This window comes from Pseudomonas sp. BGA-UO-ETr-WB11 (assembly GCF_059567785.1).
Window position 1 is genome coordinate 383229 of sequence record NZ_JCAQOS010000004.1, and the last position, 17291, is coordinate 400519.

Genomic DNA, 17291 nt, shown 5'->3' on the forward strand with positions numbered 1-17291 from the left:
ATGTCATCAGCGTGGAGTTAAAACGTATGAGTGTGGAAACTCAAAAAGAAACCCTGGGCTTCCAGACCGAGGTTAAGCAACTGCTGCACCTCATGATCCACTCCTTGTATTCCAACAAGGAAATCTTCCTGCGCGAACTGATCTCCAACGCCTCGGATGCCGCCGACAAGCTGCGCTTCGAAGCACTGGCCAAGCCCGAGCTGCTGGAAGGCGGCGACCCGCTGAAAATTCGCGTCAGCTTCGACAAAGAAGCCAAGACTGTCACCCTCGAAGACAACGGCATCGGCATGAGCCGCGACGATGTGATCGCCCACCTGGGCACCATCGCCAAATCAGGCACCGCCGACTTCATGAAGAACCTGTCCGGTGACCAGAAGAAGGACTCGACCCTGATCGGCCAGTTCGGTGTGGGTTTCTACAGCGCCTTTATCGTCGCCGACCAGGTCGAAGTGTTCACCCGTCGCGCGGGTCTGCCGGCCAGCGAAGGTGTGCACTGGGCGTCCAAGGGTGAGGGCGAGTTTGAAGTGGCCACGGTTGAGAAAGCTGACCGCGGCACGCGCATCGTCCTGCACCTGAAGAGCGGTGAAGACGAATTCGCCGATGGCTGGCGCCTGCGCAACATCATCAAGAAGTACTCCGACCATATCGCCCTGCCTATCGAGTTGCCGAAAGAGCAGCACGGTGAAGAGGCCGCGGCCGAGCCGGAGTGGGAAACCGTCAACCGCGCCAGCGCGCTGTGGACCCGTCCGCGTACTGAGGTTAAGGACGAGGAGTATCAGGAGTTCTACAAGCACGTCTCCCATGACTTCGAAAACCCGCTGTCCTGGAGCCACAACAAGGTTGAAGGCAAGCTCGAATACAGCTCTTTGCTTTATGTGCCGGCGCGCGCGCCGTTTGACCTGTACCAGCGCGAAGCACCGCGTGGCCTGAAGCTGTATGTACAGCGTGTGTTCATCATGGACCAGGCTGACGAGTTCCTGCCGCTGTACCTGCGCTTTATCAAGGGCGTGGTCGACTCCAACGACCTGTCGCTGAACGTCTCGCGGGAAATCCTGCAGAAAGACCCGATTATTGACTCGATGAAGTCGGCGCTGACCAAGCGTGTGTTGGACATGCTGGAAAAACTGGCGAAGAACGAGCCTGAGCAGTACCAGGGCTTCTGGAAGAACTTTGGTCAGGTGATCAAGGAAGGTCCGGCTGAAGACTTCGCCAACAAGGAAAAAATCGCTGGCCTGCTGCGCTTTGCGTCCACCAGCGACACCAGCGGCGAGCAGACGGTTGCCCTGGCCGATTACCTCGGCCGCATGAAAGAAGGTCAGGACAAGATCTACTTCCTTACTGGCGAAAGCTACGCGCAAGTGAAGAACAGTCCGCACCTGGAAGTGTTCCGTAAGAAGGGCATTGAAGTCCTGCTGCTGACCGACCGTATCGACGAGTGGCTGATGAGCTACCTCACCGAGTTCGACGGCAAGAGCTTTGTCGATGTCGCCCGTGGCGATCTGGACCTGGGCAAGCTGGACTCGGAAGAGGACAAAAAAGCCCAGGAAGAAGTGGCCAAGAGCAAGGAAGGTCTGCTGGAACGCCTCAAAGCTGCGCTGGGCGAGCACGTCAGTGAAGTGCGCGTATCCCATCGTCTGACCGACTCGCCGGCCATTCTGGCCATTGGCGAACAGGACCTGGGCTTGCAGATGCGCCAGATTCTGGAAGCCAGCGGGCAGAAAGTGCCGGACTCCAAGCCTATCTTCGAGATCAACCCGGCGCACCCGCTGATTGAGAAGCTGGATGCGGAGCAGAGTGAAGACCGTTTTGGCGATCTCTCGCACATCCTCTTTGATCAAGCGGCGCTGGCCGCCGGCGACAGCCTGAAAGACCCTGCCGCGTATGTGCAGCGTTTGAACAAGCTGCTGGTTGAACTGTCGGCTTAAGTCGTACTGCACTGCACAAACCGGGGCCTTAGGGCCCCGGTTTGCGTTTGTGCGGCCCAAAGGGTGAGTCGCCGCACTGTCATCTGTCTGTCATGTCAGCGTCATAAGCTCGGCCATCATCATTCAGGAGCCACTTATGCGCGCTATTCGATCTTCCATACTGGTTGGCGGGCTGTTGTTGTCCGCTCTGGCAAGCGCCGAGGTACAGGTGCAGGGGCCGGTGGAGTACGGCATCTTCATCTCTAACGCCAAGGAGTTTGCCCCTGGTGAGCGCTTGTTGACCCGCAGTGACCAGGTCATCGAGCCTACCCAGGTGATTCCAGCCAAGCTGGGCAGCAAGTTCGGCCTGCGCTATACCCTGGCGGGCAAGCAAGTCGGTGATGCACCTTTGACCTTGCTGTACCTGACCCCCGGTGTCGTCACGCCGGACGGTCTGCGTCATGACAAGTTCGTTGTGCAGCAGCCGATGGTGCAGGGCGCAGGTGCAGACCTGATGGCTTTCGAGTTCAGTGAAACCTATGAAGTTGTGCCTGGTGAGTGGCGCTTCATGGTGTTCCAGGGTGATCGCTTGCTGGCTGAGCAGACCTTCGAGGTTCGCTGATTAGTTTTAGAGAGCCCATAAACGCAAAAACCCGCATCGATATGCGGGTTTTTGCGTTTATGGCTGACCAGTTGTTTACCCGGCCAGTCATGTTTTACCTGGCCTATCAGTCGTTGCTACTGACCACGCCAAGCAGTTGCAGCAGGCTGATGAACAGGTTGTAGATCGATACATACAGGCTGATGGTCGCCATGATGTAGTTGCGCTCGCCGCCGTGAATGATGGCGCTGGTCTGGAACAGGATGCACACCGAAGAGAACAGCACAAAGCCGGCGCTGATCGCCAGTTGCAAGCCGCTGATCTCGAAGAACACGCTGGCCAGGGTGGCGCCCAGCAGGACAAAGAAACCGGCGGTGATAAAGCCAGCCAGGAAGCTCATGTCCTTGCGGGTGGTCAGCACGTAGGCCGACAGGCCGCAGAACACCAGGGCAGTCATGGCAAACGCCGAACTGACCACTTCGCCGCCATTAGGCATATCCAGGTAGCGGTTGAGGATTGGGCCCAGGGTGTAACCCATAAAACCGGTCAGGGCGAAGGTGGACAGCAGGCCCCAGGACGAATTGCGCAGTTTCACGGTGAGGAAGAACAGGCCGTAGAAGCCGATCAACACCACAAAGAAACTTGGGTAGGGCACATTCATCTGCTGGGCGAAATACGCCACCAGGCCGCTGAAGGCCAGGGTCATGGCCAGCAGGCCGTAAGTATTGCGCAGCACGCTGCTGACTTGCTGTTGCTCAACCTGGGCGTGGCTGAGTGCGTAATCTTGTTCTTGCATGGCGTCACTCCTGAAAAGGTCAAAGGTTCCATGACCGTGGTCGCATTCGATCATAACAGACCGAGTGTGACTGCCAATCGAGAGAGTTTGACAGTGTGTTTCATTTCGGTATGATGCCGCCCGAGTCACAGCAGGGTGTTGCCAGTTAGTATTTGGCTGCAGGTTTGCAGAGGCTCAAGAAAAAACTGGAAGGTTGGCAGAGCGGTTGAATGCAACGGTCTTGAAAACCGTCGAACGTTAGTAGCGTTCCCAGGGTTCGAATCCCTGGCCTTCCACCATATAGAACAAACCCCCAAGCTCTTGCGAGCTCGGGGGTTTGTCGTTTCTGGCGCGCGATAAGCGCCGCGGGTAAGCCTCGCCCGTAGTGCTGCGCCTAACCGCCTGCTGGTTTTTTGCCGGTAGGGCGACGCAGCGCTAGGTCTGGCAAATAGCATTTGTTAATGTGATCGGCAATAAACCAGCCCGCCGTTTGTGGTGGCGTACGCAGTGCTGTGAGGTGTCGTTTGATTAGGGTATTGGTGGTCGATGACCACGATCTGGTGCGTACCGGAATCACACGGATGCTGGCCGATATCAGTGGCTTGCAGGTGGTTGGCCAGGCCGATTCGGGCGAGGAAGCGCTGAAGAAGGCCCGCGAACTCAAGCCAGACGTGGTCCTGATGGACGTGAAAATGCCCGGCATCGGTGGCCTTGAGGCCACTCGCAAGCTGCTGCGCAGTCATCAGGACATGAAGGTGCTGGCGGTGACCGCCTGTGAGGACGATCCGTTCCCGACCTGGCTGTTGCAAGCCGGGGCTGCTGGCTACCTGACCAAGGGCGCGGCGCTGGAGGAGATGGTCCAGGCGATTCGCATGGTGTTTGCCGGCCAGCGCTATATCAGCCCGCAGATTGCCCAGCAGTTGGCATTGAAATCCTTCCAGCCGCAGACCAATGGCTCGCCGTTTGATCTGCTCTCCGAGCGCGAAGTGCAGATTGCCTTGATGATCGCTGGCTGCCAGAAGGTGCAGAGCATTTCCGATAAGTTGTGCCTGTCGCCGAAGACCGTGAACACTTACCGCTATCGGATCTTTGAAAAACTCTCGATCACCAGCGATGTCGAGCTGGCATTGCTGGCTGTGCGCCACGGCATGGTAGATGCAACTCACTGAGCCGGTTCCAGCCCTCGACGCCGCGGCGTTTCTAGCGGTTTGCAGCAGTCACCCCGGTGTGTATCGGATGTTCGATGCCGAGGCTCGACTGCTGTATGTAGGTAAGGCGAAGAACCTTAAGAAGCGTCTCTCCAGTTATTTTCGCAAAACCGGTCTGGCACCGAAAACTGCCGCGCTGGTCGCAAAGATCGCCCGGATCGAAACCACTGTCACCGCCAACGAGACCGAAGCGCTGTTGCTGGAACAGACGCTGATCAAGGCCTCACGCCCGCCTTACAACATTCTGTTACGCGACGATAAGTCTTATCCCTACGTACTCCTTAGCGAGGGAGACTTCCCGCGTCTGAGCTTGCATCGCGGCGGCAAAAAGGCCAAAGGCCGTTACTTCGGTCCTTATCCGAGTGCAGGCGCCATTCGTGAAAGCCTCAACCTGCTGCAGAAAACCTTCATGGTCCGTCAGTGCGAAGACAGTTACTTCAACAACCGCACCCGGCCATGTCTGCAGTACCAGATCAAACGTTGCAAAGGCCCCTGTGTCGGCCTGGTAGAGCCTGCCGAATATGCCGAGGATGTGCGCCGTTCAGTGATGTTCCTGGAAGGGCGCAGCAATGCTCTGGCGGACGAGCTGTCCGGCGCCATGGAGGCGGCAGCGCAGGCGCTTGAATTTGAGCGCGCCGCCGAACTGCGCGACCAGATGGCCCTGCTGCGGCGTGTGCAGGACCAGCAGAGCATGGAAGGCGGCAGCGGTGACGTTGATGTAGTGGCCGCCATCGTCAATCCGGGGGGCGCTTGCGTGCACCTGATCAGCGTGCGCGGCGGGCGCGTGCTGGGCAGCAAGAACTTCTTCCCCCAGGTGGCCATCGAGGAGGAGGGCAGCGAGGTGCTGTCGGCGTTTCTTGCCCAGTACTACCTCGGCAGCCAGGAACGCGATCTGCCGCGTGAGGTGATCGTCAACTGCGTGCACGATGACTTCCCCCTGCTGATCAGTGCCATCAGCGAGTCGCGGCAGATCGAGTTGGGCATTGTCCATCGTGTGCGTGGCACCCGGGCCCGCTGGCAGCAAATGGCCGTGACCAATGCCGAGCAGGCGTTGATCTCTCGTTTGGCCAACCGCCAGCATCTGGCTGCGCGTTTTGCGGCCTTGGCCAAGGCATTGCAGCTGGATGAGTTGCCACAACGCCTGGAGTGCTTTGATATCAGCCACTCCAGCGGCGAAGCCACGGTGGCATCCTGCGTGGTGTTTGGCCCCGAAGGCCCGCTGAAATCCGATTACCGCCGCTATAACATCGAAGGCGTGACGCCGGGCGATGACTATGCAGCCATGCACCAGGCCCTGGCCCGGCGCTTCAGTCGGGCCAAAGAGGGCGAGGGCAAGTTGCCGGACATCCTGCTGGTGGATGGCGGCAAGGGGCAGCTTAAGATGGCCCAGGAGGTCATGCAGGAACTGGCTGTGCCGAAGCTGATCTTGCTTGGTGTGGCCAAGGGCGTGACCCGCAAGCCAGGGTTGGAAACCCTGTACCTGAATGACGCCGCCCATGAATTTACCTTGCCGGGTGACTCGCCGGCTCTGCATCTGATCCAACAGGTGCGTGATGAGGCCCACCGCTTTGCCATTACCGGTCACCGTGCACGGCGCGGCAAGGCTCGGCGCACCTCCAGCCTGGAAGATGTGGCGGGGGTTGGGCCAAAGCGGCGGCGAGAGTTGCTCAAGCACTTTGGTGGGCTGCACGAATTGACGCGTGCCAGCAGTGAGGAAATCGCCAAGGCGCCTGGCATCAGTAAAAAGCTTGCAGAGCTGATTTATGCAACCCTGCACAGCGAGTAGAATCCCCTTTCAATTTGCGGACCCGACGTGTCGATGAACATCCCCAACCTGCTTACCGTACTGCGTGTCCTGCTGATCCCGGTCTTTGTCCTGCTGTTTTATCTGCCGTTCTCCTGGAGCCATCTGGCCGCCAGCGCGGTATTCGCCTTTGCAGCGGCCACCGATTGGCTCGACGGCTACCTGGCCCGCCGGCTGCAGCAGAGCACACCCTTTGGTGCCTTTCTCGATCCAGTGGCGGACAAGCTGATTGTCGCCGTGGCCTTGGTGCTCTTGGTGGATGAGCACGCCAGCCTGTGGTTGACCTTGCCGGCGGCTGTGATCATCAGTCGTGAGATCGTTGTCTCGGCCTTGCGTGAGTGGATGGCGGAGCTGGGCGCGCGCGCCCAGGTTGCGGTGTCCAACGTGGGCAAATGGAAAACCGCAGCACAGATGCTGGCGCTGGTGATTCTCCTGGCGCATTCGCCGCAGTTTTCCTTCTGGATCGGCCTCGGCTATGGCCTGTTGTTTGTTTCTGCCGCACTGACCTTGTGGTCCATGACGCAGTACCTACGCGCCGCCTGGCCACACCTGAGCGTGACCACGGAAAAGAAATAAAACTTTTTCGAATCAAGGGGTTGACGACTAGTTTTAAATCGATACAATGGCGCCACCAAAACGCGGGAATAGCTCAGTTGGTAGAGCACGACCTTGCCAAGGTCGGGGTCGCGAGTTCGAGTCTCGTTTCCCGCTCCAAATTAAAACAGGCCGCTAATACGGCCTGTTTGCTTTAAGGCGCGATAGCAAAGCGGTTATGCCCTGGATTGCAAATCCAGTTAGCCCGGTTCGACTCCGGGTCGCGCCTCCAACATCTAAACCCCGCAGGCAAAAGCCTCCGGGGTTTTTTGTTGTCTGCGCGTTAGGCGGTGCTAGGCGGTTGCGTCCCTTGTCGCGCACGCACTGCATGCAATGCGTGTGTCGTTAGCTGAGTCAGGCAAGCTGGCGCCTACAAAGAGCGCCCCGTGCATGCAACGTGAACTGGGTGCAGAGCCTTTCGTTTGCTACCCGTCTGCCGCCCGTTTCGTTACTCGCGGAAAAATACCTGCACCAGGTGATAGCCAAACTGGCTTTTCACCGGGCCATGCACCTCGCGCAGCGGTTTTTTGAAGATAACCTGGTCGATGGCTTTGACCATCTGCCCTGGCCGCACTTCGCCTAAATCGCCGCCGCGCTTGCCCGACGGGCAGGTGGAAAACTTGCGCGCCAACACGTCGAAGGCTTCGCCTTTGGCAATGCGCGCTTTGAGTTGTGCTGCTTCGGCTTCGGTCTTCACCAGAATATGCCGCGCCATTGCTTTGGCCATGCCTGCTGTCTCCTGAAAAAATGGTCGCCATTGTGCCAGTAATTGCTGGCGATGCACGGTCGTCGGTCAAGCGAAATGGCAAGCTGTACGAGCGCTACGGGCCTGACAATCTGGCCTAAGGTAGTAATCGAACTGTTTGAAGGAAGTCTGTCCATGGACCTCACCGCAATGCTGAAAATTCTCGCCAGTCAGGATGGATCAGACCTGTACCTGGCAACCGGTGCGCCGCCTTGCGCCAAGTTCAATGGGGTACTCAAGCCGTTGTCGGCCGAGACCTTGAAGCCGGGCGCAGTGACTGAGATCGCCAACTCAATCATGGATGCGGCTCAGCGTGAGGAGTTCGACCGCGAGCTGGAAATGAACCTGGCGATTTCCATCCCCAATGTCGGGCGCTTTCGTATCAATATCTTCAAGCAGCGCAACGAAGTCTCGATCGTGGCGCGCAATATCAAGATGGAAATCCCCACCTTCGAGGATCTTAAACTGCCGGAAGTGCTGCTCAAGACCATCATGGAAAAGCGTGGTCTGGTGCTGTTCGTCGGTGGCACCGGCTCGGGCAAGTCCACCTCCCTGGCGGCGCTGATCGATTACCGCAACCGCAACAGCGGCGGCCATATCATCACCATCGAAGACCCGATCGAGTACGTGCACCGGCACAAGAAATCCATCATCAACCAGCGCGAGGTGGGGGTGGATACCCGCAGCTTCCACGCTGCCCTGAAGAACACCCTGCGCCAAGCACCGGACGTGATTCTGATCGGCGAAATCCGCGACCGTGAAACCATGGAGCATGCCCTGGCCTTCGCCGACACCGGCCACCTGGCGATTTCCACCCTGCACGCCAACAACGCCAATCAGGCCCTGGACCGTATCATCAACTTCTTCCCCGAGGAGCGCCGTCCGCAGCTGCTCAATGACCTGGGCAACAACCTCAAGGCCTTTGTCTCACAGCGCTTGGTGAAAACTGCTGATGGCAAGCGCCGCGCCGCGGTGGAGGTACTGCTGGGCACTCCGACCATTCGTGACCTGATCAAGCGCAATGACCTCTCCGAGATTAAGGAGATCATGGAGAAATCGAAAAACCTCGGCATGCAGACCTTCGATCAGGCCCTGATCGACTTGGTTAATGAGGGCGCCATCGATGAGGAAGAGGCCGTTAAAAACGCCGACTCTGCGAACAACGTACGGCTCAAACTCAAGCTCTACCGGGAAACCCCGAGTGCTCCTGTGGCCGCTGCGCCCGTGGCTGCACCTGCCGCCAAAGCGGCGGATGTCGCCGACTGGGGCATGGAGTTGAAGTTGGAGGAGATTGAGGTCGACCTGCCACCTGAAGACCCTGGTCGACAGGGCATTTGAGCAAAAGCGCGTTAACCCTACCGCCAAGGTTAACGCGCGGGTCTGTAGGTGCTAAGAATTTTCTGAAGGCTGCCATCGGCACGCAGCGCCTCAACGGCATTGCGCAGATTACTCACGAGTTCTGCGTCGCAACTCTTGGAGCAGGCCAGATACAGGTCTGCACTGGACAAGGTTGGGCTCATCTTGAGCGTGCGATTGCTTTGCGGCCAGAGGTAAAGGCCTTCTTCCACACCCGTAAACCATGCATCGATACGGCCCTTTTCGAGCATGCGCGGTGCGTTATCACCGAGTTTGAGGCTGTAGAGTTGTTTGTCGCTAAAGCCTTGAGTCTTGAGGATTTCCAGTTGTGCCGTGCCTAAACCAACGGCAATACGCTGGTAGCGACGCCGCGCTTCGGCAAAATCGCTTACCGGGGTATCAAGACTGAAGAACGCACGCTCGAGTGGCATGATCGGCGCAATCCAGGTGTACAACGCTTCCCGCTGTGGCGTGCGTGACAGTGGGATGATCAGCTGATTATGTGCGCGGCTGACGTCCTGCTGGGCACGGGCCCAAGGGGCCACAGCGATATGGCTGCGATAGCCTGCCTGGGCAATGGCGGCTAACGCCACATCGCCAACCATGCCGTAGCGGCCCTGGACGCTAGTCAAGGTCAGCGGAGGGGCGTCAGGCATATGCAACTCAAGAAGCTCCTGGGCTTTGACTCCATAACTCAGCGGCAAGCACAGCATGACAAGGCAGACCCAGCGCGCAACCATCGCGTCATTCCAATAACCGGCGTTGCAGGCAGTATAAGCAGAGGGCCTCAAGCAGGACGGGAATTTCGACGCTATCAGCAGCGCAAGTCGTCCAAGTCGCGAAACAGCGCCAGTGCCTCTGGATTGGCCAGGGCGTCGGTGTTTTTTACCGGCAAGTCGTGCACCACATTACGCACCGCCAACTCGACGATTTTGCCGCTGATGGTGCGCGGAATATCCGCCACCGCGATGATCTTTGCGGGCACATGGCGGGGTGTGGTGTTGGCGCGGATCACCTGACGAATTTCGGCTTGCAGCGTGTCAGTCAGTTCGATGCCCTCGCGCAGGCGCACAAATAGCACCACCCGCACGTCATCGTGCCACTGCTGGCCGATTGCGATGGACTCCAGCACGGCTTCGATCTTTTCCACCTGGCGGTAGATTTCCGCGGTGCCGATGCGCACGCCGCCGGGGTTGAGCACCGCATCCGAACGGCCATGGATCAGCAGGCCGGCGTGTTCGGTGACTTCGGCATAATCGCCATGGGCCCAGACGCCGGGGAAGATGTCGAAGTAGGCGGCCTGGAACTTCGCACCATCAGGGTCGTGCCAGAAGCCCACCGGCATCGAGGGGAAGTGCTGGGCGCAGACCAGTTCGCCTTTCTCCTGTCGTACTGGCTGGCCAGCGTCGTTCCACACCTGTACGTCCATCCCCAGGCCTTTGCACTGCAATTCGCCGCGCCACACCGGCAATACGGGATTACCCAAGGCGAAGCAGGAGACGATGTCGGTGCCGCCAGAAATCGACGACAGGCACAGATCGTTTTTGATTTCGCGGTAGACGTATTCGAAGCTTTCGTGGGACAGCGGCGAGCCGGTGGACAAAATGGTCTTCAGCCGCGTTAGCGTGTGTGTGCTGGCGGGCTTGGCGCCGGCCTTTTCTAGCGCTGCCAGGTACTTGGCACTGGTGCCGAAGATGGAGATATTTTCGGCATCGATCAGGTCAATCAAACGCTCGGGGCCAGGGTGGAACGGCGAGCCGTCGAACAGTACTAGCGTGGCGCCCAAGGCCAGGCCAGAAACCAGCCAGTTCCACATCATCCAGCCGCAGGTGCTGTAGTAGAAGAGGGTGTCGTCGGCCGTCAGGTCGGTGTGCAGGCCCAGTTCCTTAACGTGTTGCAGCAAGGTGCCGCCGACGCCATGGACGATGCACTTGGGCACCCCGGTAGTGCCGCTGGAATAGAGGATATACAGCGGCTGCTCGAAGGCCACCGCAACAAACTCGGGCTCGCCGCTGGCCTGATAGAAATCGTCCCACAACGCCACCTGGGCCTGGGTCTGGTAATCGCCAGCCTGCGCCTCAGGGCGGGCGTAAGGGACGACGAGCAGTTGAGTGAGTGAAGGCAGGCGAGCGAGGATTTCATTGAGCTTAACGGTCAGGTCGATGGTCTTGCCGGCGTAGCGGTAACCACCGCAGGCGATCAGCACCTTGGGCTCGATCTGGCCGAAACGGTCGATTACGCCCTGGGTACCAAAATCCGGCGAGCAACTTGACCAGGTGGCGCCAAGGCTGGCGGTGGCAAGCATGCCGACCACGGTCTGCCAGGTGTTGGGCATAAAGGCCGCGACCCGGTCACCGATGCCGACACCGAGGGCTTTGAGTTGCTGTTGCAGGCCGGCAACATGGGCGGCTAATTCGGCATAGCTCAGTTGTTCCCGCGAACCGTCTTCGCCAATAGCAACCAACGCCGGATGGTTATCGCGGCGGCGCAGCAGTTGCTCGGCAAAGTTCAGGGCGGCGCCAGGGAACCAGTGCGCGCTGGGCATGGCCGAACCTTCCTGCAGCACGGCCGTGGCCGGAATGCTGAAACGAATATCGAAGAAATCGGCAATCGCCTGCCAGAACGCCTCACGCTGCGCCACGCTCCAGGCATGCAGTGCCGGGTAGTCGGCTAGCTCCAGGTCGTGGCGCTGGTTGATGAACAGGCGAAACGCCGTCATGCGGGTGGCAGCGATCCTGTCGGCGGATGGCGTCCAGAGCGGTTGCGGCATTGCAGTTCTCCAAGGCATGACAGGGTGAAGGTTGCGTTTACTGCGCGGCGTGGCGAACCCGTGCCACGCGCGAGCCATTGTCCCGGCCCAGTACGTTGCAGATCCGCTGGCCGGCGCTGACCAGTTGATCTAGGTCGATGCCGGTGTGAATGCCTAAGCCATTCAGCAGGTAGAGCACGTCTTCACTGGCCACATTGCCGCTTGCGCCCTTGGCGTAAGGGCAACCGCCCAAGCCTGCGACCGAACTGTCAAACACGCTGATGCCTTCCAGCAGACTGGCATAGATATTCGCCAGAGCCTGGCCATAGGTGTCGTGGAAATGTCCGGCGAGTTTGTCGCGCGGAATATCACGGCCGACCACCTCGAACAGTGAGCGCGTATGGCCAGCGGTGCCGGTGCCGATGGTGTCGCCCAGCGAAACCTCGTAGCAGCCCATGGCAAACAGCTCCTTGGCCACTGCCGCGACTTGCTCCGGCGCGACCTCGCCTTCATAGGGGCAGCCGAGCACGCATGACACATAGCCGCGCACGCGGATACCGTGCTGCTGGGCAGCCTCCATTACCGGAACAAAACGCTGCAGGCTCTCGCTAATCGAACAGTTGATGTTCTTCTGCGAGAAGGCCTCGCTGGCGGCGGCGAACACCGCCACTTCTTTCACGCCAGCGGCCACAGCATCTTCAAAGCCCTTGAGATTCGGCGCCAGCGCCGCGTAGGTCACGCCTGCAAGTTGCTGGACCTGCGCGAACACCTCGGCAGAACCGGCCATCTGCGGCACCCACTTGGGCGACACAAAGCTGCCCACCTCGATATAACCGAGGCCGGCGGCGCTCAGATCATCGACCAAGCGCACCTTGTCGGCGACGCTGATCGGTTGTTTCTCGTTCTGCAGGCCGTCGCGCGGGCCGACTTCGACCAGGCGTACGTTGGTTGGCAGGGACATGCATATCTCCAATTTATCGCGGCCAAGGCCGCTCCTACAAAAACGCGCAAGCCAATACACCGTAGCCCGGATGCAATCCGGGATGCGGCGGCAAACCCACCCCGGATTGCATCCGGGTTACTCAGCAACGCGGCATGGGCCGTGATGATGGGTATCGCTGCGCTCAACCCATCCTACGCGTGCAATTTTGTAGGATGGGTTGAGCCGCGCGATACCCATCAAACGGTCTCTTCCAGTTCCACCAGCGCATTGCCTTCGCTGACCAGTTCGCCCTCGCTGCAGTACAGCGCCTTGACGATACCGGCATGGGGCGCGCGGATGCTGTGCTCCATCTTCATCGCTTCCAATACCACCAGCGCGGTGCCGGCTTCGACGGCCTGGCCGACCTCGACCAGCACGCGGACGATACTGCCATTCATGGGGGCGGTCAGGCCGCCCTGATGGCTGTGGCTGGCTTCGGCTTCAGCAATCGGATCGACCTTGCGCACTTCACGCAGCTCGCCTTGCCATTCGATAAACAGCGCCGGGCCACGGCGTAACAGCTGATGGCTACTGAGCAGACCATCCTGCTTGTGCAGTAGACGCTCACCGCACAGGCTGTAGGCCGACTCGCCCGGCGTGCGGCGCAGACGCAGCCAGTGGCGTTCGCCCTGGCAACTGAGGTGCAAGCTGACTTCTTGCGGCAGCCCGGAGCGCCAGCCAAGATTGCTACTCCACGGCGAATACGGGTCATCGCCACGGGGCGCCGGCGTTTCGCTGAGCAACATGGCTTCGCCGGCCAGCTGCCAGAAGGCTTCGGGCAACGACGTGGGGGCAGGGCGCAGCTGCGCTTCATGGCGGCCGATAAAGCCGGTGTCCAGTTCGCAGGCGGCAAACGCCGGGTGAGCCAGCACGCGCTTGAGAAAGCCGAGGTTGGTCTTGAAACCGCCGACGGCGGTGTCATTGAGCATGCTCAGCAGGCGCAGGCGCGCCTCCTCGCGGTTCTCGCCCCAGGCGATCAGCTTGGCCAGCATCGGGTCGTAGAACGGCGACACGCTGTCGCCTTCGACGATGCCACTGTCCACTCGGCGGCCAGGGCCGGCGGCGGGTTCGCGGTACAGATTCAAGGTGCCGGAGGCGGGCAGGAAGTCCTGCTCGGTATCCTCTGCATACAGACGCACTTCGATGGCGTGGCCATTGAGCGGCACCTGCTCTTGGGTGATCGGCAGCGCCTCGCCGCGGGTCACACGAATCTGCCAGGCCACCAGGTCGAGGCCGGTAATCGCCTCAGTCACCGGGTGTTCCACCTGCAGCCGGGTGTTCATTTCCATAAAAAAGAACTGCCCGCGGGCATCCAGCAGGAACTCCACGGTGCCGGCGCCGACATAGCCGATCGCTTGGGCGGCCTTGACGGCGGCTTCGCCCATGGCGCGCCGTAGTTCCGGCGACAGGCCTGGCGCCGGCGCTTCTTCGACCACCTTCTGGTGGCGACGCTGGATCGAGCAGTCACGCTCGTTCAGGTACAGGCAGTGGCCGTGCTGATCGGCAAACACCTGGATCTCCACGTGGCGCGGTTGTAGCACGTATTTTTCCACCAGCATGCGTGAGTCGCCGAACGCCGATTGCGCCTCACGCTGCGCCGATTGCAGGGCCTCGGCCAGTTCGCTTTCGCGCTCGACCACCTTCATGCCCTTGCCACCACCACCGGCGGCGGCTTTCAACAGCACCGGATAGCCGATCACCGCGGCGGCGGCACGGAAGGTTTCCACGTCCTGCGCCTCACCGTGGTAGCCGGGCACCAACGGCACCGCCGCCTGTTCCATCAGCGCCTTGGCGGCGGATTTGCTGGCCATGGCATCCATGGCGCTGGCGGGCGGGCCGAGAAACAGCAGGCCGGCAGCCTCGCAGGCACGCGCGAAGCCAGCGTTTTCCGAGAGAAAGCCATAGCCCGGATGGATCGCCTGGGCGCCGCTGGCTTTGGCGGCCGCGATGATCTTGTCGCCGAGCAGGTAGCTGTCGGCTGGCTTGGCGCCGCCGAGGTCGATAGCTATATCGGCTTCGCGTACATGGCGAGCCTGTTGGTCGATGCTGCTGTGCACCGCCACGGTTCGAATGCCCAGGTCGCGGGCGCTGCGCATCACCCGGCAGGCAATTTCTCCACGGTTGGCGATCAAGAGGGTGTCGATGGTCGCCATTAGTCTTGCTCCTGCCAGGCCGGTTTGCGTTTATCGAGGAACGCCCGCAGGCCCTCCTGGCCTTCGGCGCTGATACGGATACGCGCAATCGCGGTTTCGGTGTAGCGGCGCAGGCCGGGAGTCAGTTCGCCAGCGCCGACCTCGTTGAACAGCGCCTTGCATGTCACCAGCGCTTGCGGGCCGTTGAGCAGCAGGTTGGCGATCCAGTTGTCCGCTTGCGTCTCCAACTCCTCGGCCGGGTAGGCTTCGCTGAGCAGGCCCAGTTGCGCGGCCTTGTGCCCGTCGAAGCGCTCGGCGGTCAGGGAGAAACGCCGCGCGGCGCGCTCGCCGATGGCCTTGACCACGAACGGGCTGATGGTCGCCGGGGCCAGGCCGATGCGCACTTCCGACAGGCTGAACTGCGCGTTGTCGGCGCCAATGGCCATGTCGCAGCAGCTGACCAGGCCCACGCCACCGCCAAATACCGCGCCTTGCACCACGGCCAGGGTCGGCTTTTTCAGCTGGTAGAGGTTGTACAGCAGCTCGGCGAGGGCGCGGGCGTCCTCCAGGTTGCCGTTGAAGTCCAGTTCGGCCGCTTGCTGCATCCAGCCCAGGTCGCCGCCAGCGCAGAAGTGTTTGCCGCGCCCGCGCAACACCAGCAGGCGCACGTCCGGGTTGCCGCCCACGGCATCCAGGGCCAGCAGCAGTTCGCGGATGGTGGCGCTGTTGAAGGCGTTGTTCTTTTCCGGACGGTTGAGCCACAGGGTGGCGATGCCGCGCGGGTCGATTTCCAGCTGAATGTTCTGATAGTCAGTCATGTGCAGCGCCTTACATGCGGAAGATGCCGAAACGGGTCGGCTCGATCGGGGCGTTGAGGCTGGCCGACAGCGCCAGGGCGAGAACATCGCGGGTTTGTGCCGGGTCGATGACGCCGTCATCCCAGAGGCGGGCGCTGGAGTAGTAGGGGTGGCCCTGATGCTCGTACTGTTCGAGGATCGGCTGCTTGATCTTCGCCTCTTCCTCGGCCGAGAAACTCAGGCCGGCACGTTCGGCCTGCTCACGCTTGACCTGCACCAGCACCCCGGCGGCCTGTTCGCCGCCCATCACCGAAATGCGCGCGTTGGGCCACATCCACAGGAAACGCGGATCGTAGGCACGGCCGCACATGCCGTAGTTACCGGCGCCGAAGCTGCCGCCGATGATCACGGTGAACTTCGGCACTTTAGCGCAGGCCACCGCGGTGACCAGCTTGGCGCCGTGCTTGGCGATGCCGCCGGCCTCGTACTTCTGCCCGACCATAAAACCGGTGATGTTCTGCAGGAACAGTAGCGGGATGCCGCGCTGGCAGGCCAGCTCAATAAAGTGCGCGCCTTTCTGCGCCGATTCGGCGAATAAGATTCCGTTATTGGCGAGGATCGCCATCGGATAGCCGTGTAAATGAGCAAAGCCACAGACCAGGGTGGCGCCGAACAGCGCCTTGAATTCGTCGAACTGTGAGTCGTCGACCAGGCGCGCGATCACCTCGCGCACATCGAACGGCTGCTTGCTGTCGGCTGGGATCACACCGTACAGCTCGTCGCTGGCGTAGCGCGCCGGCTGGGCGGGGCGGCTGTTGACTTCACCGAGCTTGCGCCAGTTGAGATTGCTGATGCAGCGGCGGGCGATGGCCAGGGCGTGCTCGTCGTCTTCGGCGTAATGGTCGGCCACACCGGAGGTTTTGCAGTGCACATCCGCACCGCCGAGGTCTTCGGCACTAACCACTTCACCGGTGGCAGCACGCACCAGTGGCGGACCGGCGAGGAAGATGGTGGCCTGGTTACGGACCATGATGGTCTCGTCGCTCATGGCCGGCACATAGGCGCCACCGGCGGTGCAGGAACCCATCACGACGGCGATTTGCGGGATGCCCATGGCGCTCATGTTGGCCTGGTTGAAGAAAATCCGGCCGAAGTGCTCACGGTCCGGGAACACTTCATCCTGACGCGGCAGGTTGGCGCCGCCGGAGTCGACCAGGTAGATGCACGGCAGGCGGTTTTCCTGAGCGATGGTCTGGGCGCGCAGGTGTTTCTTCACCGTCAGCGGGTAATAGCTGCCGCCTTTTACCGTAGCGTCGTTGGCGATGATCATGCATTCCACGCCTTCGACCCGACCGATGCCAGCCACTACGCCGGCAGCCGGTACGTCTTCGCCGTACACCTCATAGGCGGCCAGGGGCGCGACTTCGAGGAAGGCCGAACCCGGATCGAGCAGGCCGTTGATACGTTCGCGCGGCAGCAACTTGCCCCGCGAGGTATGACGCTCCTGGGCCTTGGCGCCGCCGCCGGCGTGCACATGGGCGAGCAGGGCGCGCAGGTTGAGCACCTGTTCGAGCATGACCGCGCGATTGGCCGCGAACTCCGGCGAACGGGTGTTGAGTTGGGTGTGCAGGATGGCCATGGGCG

14 protein-coding genes and 3 tRNA genes are annotated in these 17291 nt (G+C 60.7%); 9 read left to right on the forward strand and 8 right to left on the reverse strand.

All coding sequences use genetic code 11. From position 1 onward, the window contains the following. The first annotated feature begins 26 nt into the window (after positions 1 to 26). Both htpG and AC56DI_RS04930 read left to right on the forward strand, forming a co-directional pair. Positions 27 to 1925, forward strand: coding sequence for a molecular chaperone HtpG (htpG, locus tag AC56DI_RS04925; RefSeq protein WP_496345182.1), 1899 nt, complete (start codon positions 27 to 29; stop codon positions 1923 to 1925). A 136-nt stretch (positions 1926 to 2061) separates the two neighbouring features. After that, entirely contained in the window at positions 2062 to 2526 is a 465-nt protein-coding gene (locus AC56DI_RS04930; protein ID WP_496345183.1) for a DUF3859 domain-containing protein, read from the forward strand. A gap of 106 nt (positions 2527 to 2632) precedes the next feature. On the opposite strand, the gene AC56DI_RS04935 is transcribed toward AC56DI_RS04930, so the two are convergent. Continuing rightward, positions 2633 to 3301, reverse strand: a complete 669-nt coding sequence (locus AC56DI_RS04935) for a Bax inhibitor-1/YccA family protein (RefSeq protein ID WP_324521010.1) — start codon at positions 3299 to 3301, stop codon at positions 2633 to 2635. 187 nt (positions 3302 to 3488) lie between these two features. On the opposite strand from AC56DI_RS04935, the gene AC56DI_RS04940 reads away from it, so the two are divergent. From AC56DI_RS04940 to AC56DI_RS04965, 6 genes are all read left to right on the forward strand, one after another. Next, positions 3489 to 3579: transfer RNA gene (locus tag AC56DI_RS04940), tRNA-Ser, on the forward strand. A gap of 225 nt (positions 3580 to 3804) precedes the next feature. After that, positions 3805 to 4449 carry a response regulator transcription factor GacA gene (gacA, locus tag AC56DI_RS04945; RefSeq protein ID WP_324522027.1) on the forward strand — a complete coding sequence of 215 codons (645 nt, stop codon included), beginning with the start codon at positions 3805 to 3807 and terminating at the stop codon, positions 4447 to 4449. Continuing rightward, positions 4436 to 6274 (forward strand): excinuclease ABC subunit UvrC, encoded by a 1839-nt coding sequence (gene uvrC / locus AC56DI_RS04950; RefSeq protein ID WP_496345184.1) that lies wholly within the window; start codon positions 4436 to 4438, stop codon positions 6272 to 6274. Before gacA ends, uvrC begins: the two co-directional genes overlap by 14 nt. A 33-nt stretch (positions 6275 to 6307) precedes the next feature. After that, positions 6308 to 6868, forward strand: a complete 561-nt coding sequence (pgsA, locus tag AC56DI_RS04955; protein WP_324522030.1) for a CDP-diacylglycerol--glycerol-3-phosphate 3-phosphatidyltransferase — start codon at positions 6308 to 6310, stop codon at positions 6866 to 6868. A gap of 62 nt (positions 6869 to 6930) precedes the next feature. Next, positions 6931 to 7006 (forward strand) — tRNA-Gly (locus tag AC56DI_RS04960). Positions 7007 to 7044: 38 nt separating this feature from the next. Then, positions 7045 to 7118 (forward strand) — tRNA-Cys (locus tag AC56DI_RS04965). A gap of 216 nt (positions 7119 to 7334) precedes the next feature. On the opposite strand, the gene AC56DI_RS04970 is transcribed toward AC56DI_RS04965, so the two are convergent. After that, positions 7335 to 7613: a peptidylprolyl isomerase gene (locus AC56DI_RS04970; RefSeq protein ID WP_496345185.1), complete on the reverse strand. Its 279-nt coding sequence runs from the start codon at positions 7611 to 7613 to the stop codon at positions 7335 to 7337. A gap of 153 nt (positions 7614 to 7766) precedes the next feature. On the opposite strand from AC56DI_RS04970, the gene AC56DI_RS04975 reads away from it, so the two are divergent. Beyond that, complete coding sequence (locus tag AC56DI_RS04975) at positions 7767 to 8969, forward strand: PilT/PilU family type 4a pilus ATPase (RefSeq protein ID WP_496345186.1); 1203 nt, start codon at positions 7767 to 7769, stop codon at positions 8967 to 8969. Positions 8970 to 8998: 29 nt separating this feature from the next. Here the strand turns inward: AC56DI_RS04975 and AC56DI_RS04980 are convergent, their stop codons facing one another. From AC56DI_RS04980 to AC56DI_RS05005, 6 genes are all read right to left on the reverse strand, one after another. Continuing rightward, positions 8999 to 9643: a substrate-binding periplasmic protein gene (locus AC56DI_RS04980; protein WP_496345187.1), complete on the reverse strand. Its 645-nt coding sequence runs from the start codon at positions 9641 to 9643 to the stop codon at positions 8999 to 9001. 158 nt (positions 9644 to 9801) lie between these two features. Then, positions 9802 to 11757 carry an acetoacetate--CoA ligase gene (locus AC56DI_RS04985; RefSeq protein WP_496345188.1) on the reverse strand — a complete coding sequence of 652 codons (1956 nt, stop codon included), beginning with the start codon at positions 11755 to 11757 and terminating at the stop codon, positions 9802 to 9804. Positions 11758 to 11794: 37 nt separating this feature from the next. Continuing rightward, a complete protein-coding gene (locus AC56DI_RS04990) occupies positions 11795 to 12697 on the reverse strand; it encodes a hydroxymethylglutaryl-CoA lyase (protein ID WP_496345189.1) in 903 nt (300 codons plus the stop codon). Between the two features lie 218 nt (positions 12698 to 12915). Beyond that, a complete protein-coding gene (locus tag AC56DI_RS04995; RefSeq protein ID WP_496345190.1) occupies positions 12916 to 14871 on the reverse strand; it encodes an acetyl/propionyl/methylcrotonyl-CoA carboxylase subunit alpha in 1956 nt (651 codons plus the stop codon). After that, positions 14871 to 15668: a gamma-carboxygeranoyl-CoA hydratase gene (locus tag AC56DI_RS05000; RefSeq protein ID WP_496345191.1), complete on the reverse strand. Its 798-nt coding sequence runs from the start codon at positions 15666 to 15668 to the stop codon at positions 14871 to 14873. The genes AC56DI_RS04995 and AC56DI_RS05000 overlap by 1 nt, the downstream gene beginning before the upstream one ends. A gap of 10 nt (positions 15669 to 15678) precedes the next feature. Then, the gene (locus tag AC56DI_RS05005; RefSeq protein ID WP_496345192.1) at positions 15679 to 17286 is read right to left on the reverse strand and encodes a carboxyl transferase domain-containing protein; all 1608 of its coding nucleotides are present in this window, start codon (positions 17284 to 17286) and stop codon (positions 15679 to 15681) included. Positions 17287 to 17291: the final 5 nt, after the last annotated feature.

What these genes read in the sequence shown, in the direction of transcription:
- htpG (WP_496345182.1), top strand. Translation starts at nt 27, where the DNA reads ATGAGTGTGGAAACTCAAAAAGAAACCCTGGGCTTCCAGACCGAGGTT.
- AC56DI_RS04930 (WP_496345183.1), top strand. Translation starts at nt 2,062, where the DNA reads ATGCGCGCTATTCGATCTTCCATACTGGTTGGCGGGCTGTTGTTGTCC.
- AC56DI_RS04935 (WP_324521010.1), bottom strand. Translation starts at nt 3,301, where the DNA reads ATGCAAGAACAAGATTACGCACTCAGCCACGCCCAGGTTGAGCAACAG.
- uvrC (WP_496345184.1), top strand. Translation starts at nt 4,436, where the DNA reads ATGCAACTCACTGAGCCGGTTCCAGCCCTCGACGCCGCGGCGTTTCTA.
- pgsA (WP_324522030.1), top strand. Translation starts at nt 6,308, where the DNA reads ATGAACATCCCCAACCTGCTTACCGTACTGCGTGTCCTGCTGATCCCG.
- AC56DI_RS04970 (WP_496345185.1), bottom strand. Translation starts at nt 7,613, where the DNA reads ATGGCCAAAGCAATGGCGCGGCATATTCTGGTGAAGACCGAAGCCGAA.
- AC56DI_RS04975 (WP_496345186.1), top strand. Translation starts at nt 7,767, where the DNA reads ATGGACCTCACCGCAATGCTGAAAATTCTCGCCAGTCAGGATGGATCA.
- AC56DI_RS04980 (WP_496345187.1), bottom strand. Translation starts at nt 9,643, where the DNA reads ATGCCTGACGCCCCTCCGCTGACCTTGACTAGCGTCCAGGGCCGCTAC.
- AC56DI_RS04985 (WP_496345188.1), bottom strand. Translation starts at nt 11,757, where the DNA reads ATGCCGCAACCGCTCTGGACGCCATCCGCCGACAGGATCGCTGCCACC.
- AC56DI_RS04990 (WP_496345189.1), bottom strand. Translation starts at nt 12,697, where the DNA reads ATGTCCCTGCCAACCAACGTACGCCTGGTCGAAGTCGGCCCGCGCGAC.
- AC56DI_RS04995 (WP_496345190.1), bottom strand. Translation starts at nt 14,871, where the DNA reads ATGGCGACCATCGACACCCTCTTGATCGCCAACCGTGGAGAAATTGCC.
- AC56DI_RS05000 (WP_496345191.1), bottom strand. Translation starts at nt 15,668, where the DNA reads ATGACTGACTATCAGAACATTCAGCTGGAAATCGACCCGCGCGGCATC.
- AC56DI_RS05005 (WP_496345192.1), bottom strand. Translation starts at nt 17,286, where the DNA reads ATGGCCATCCTGCACACCCAACTCAACACCCGTTCGCCGGAGTTCGCG.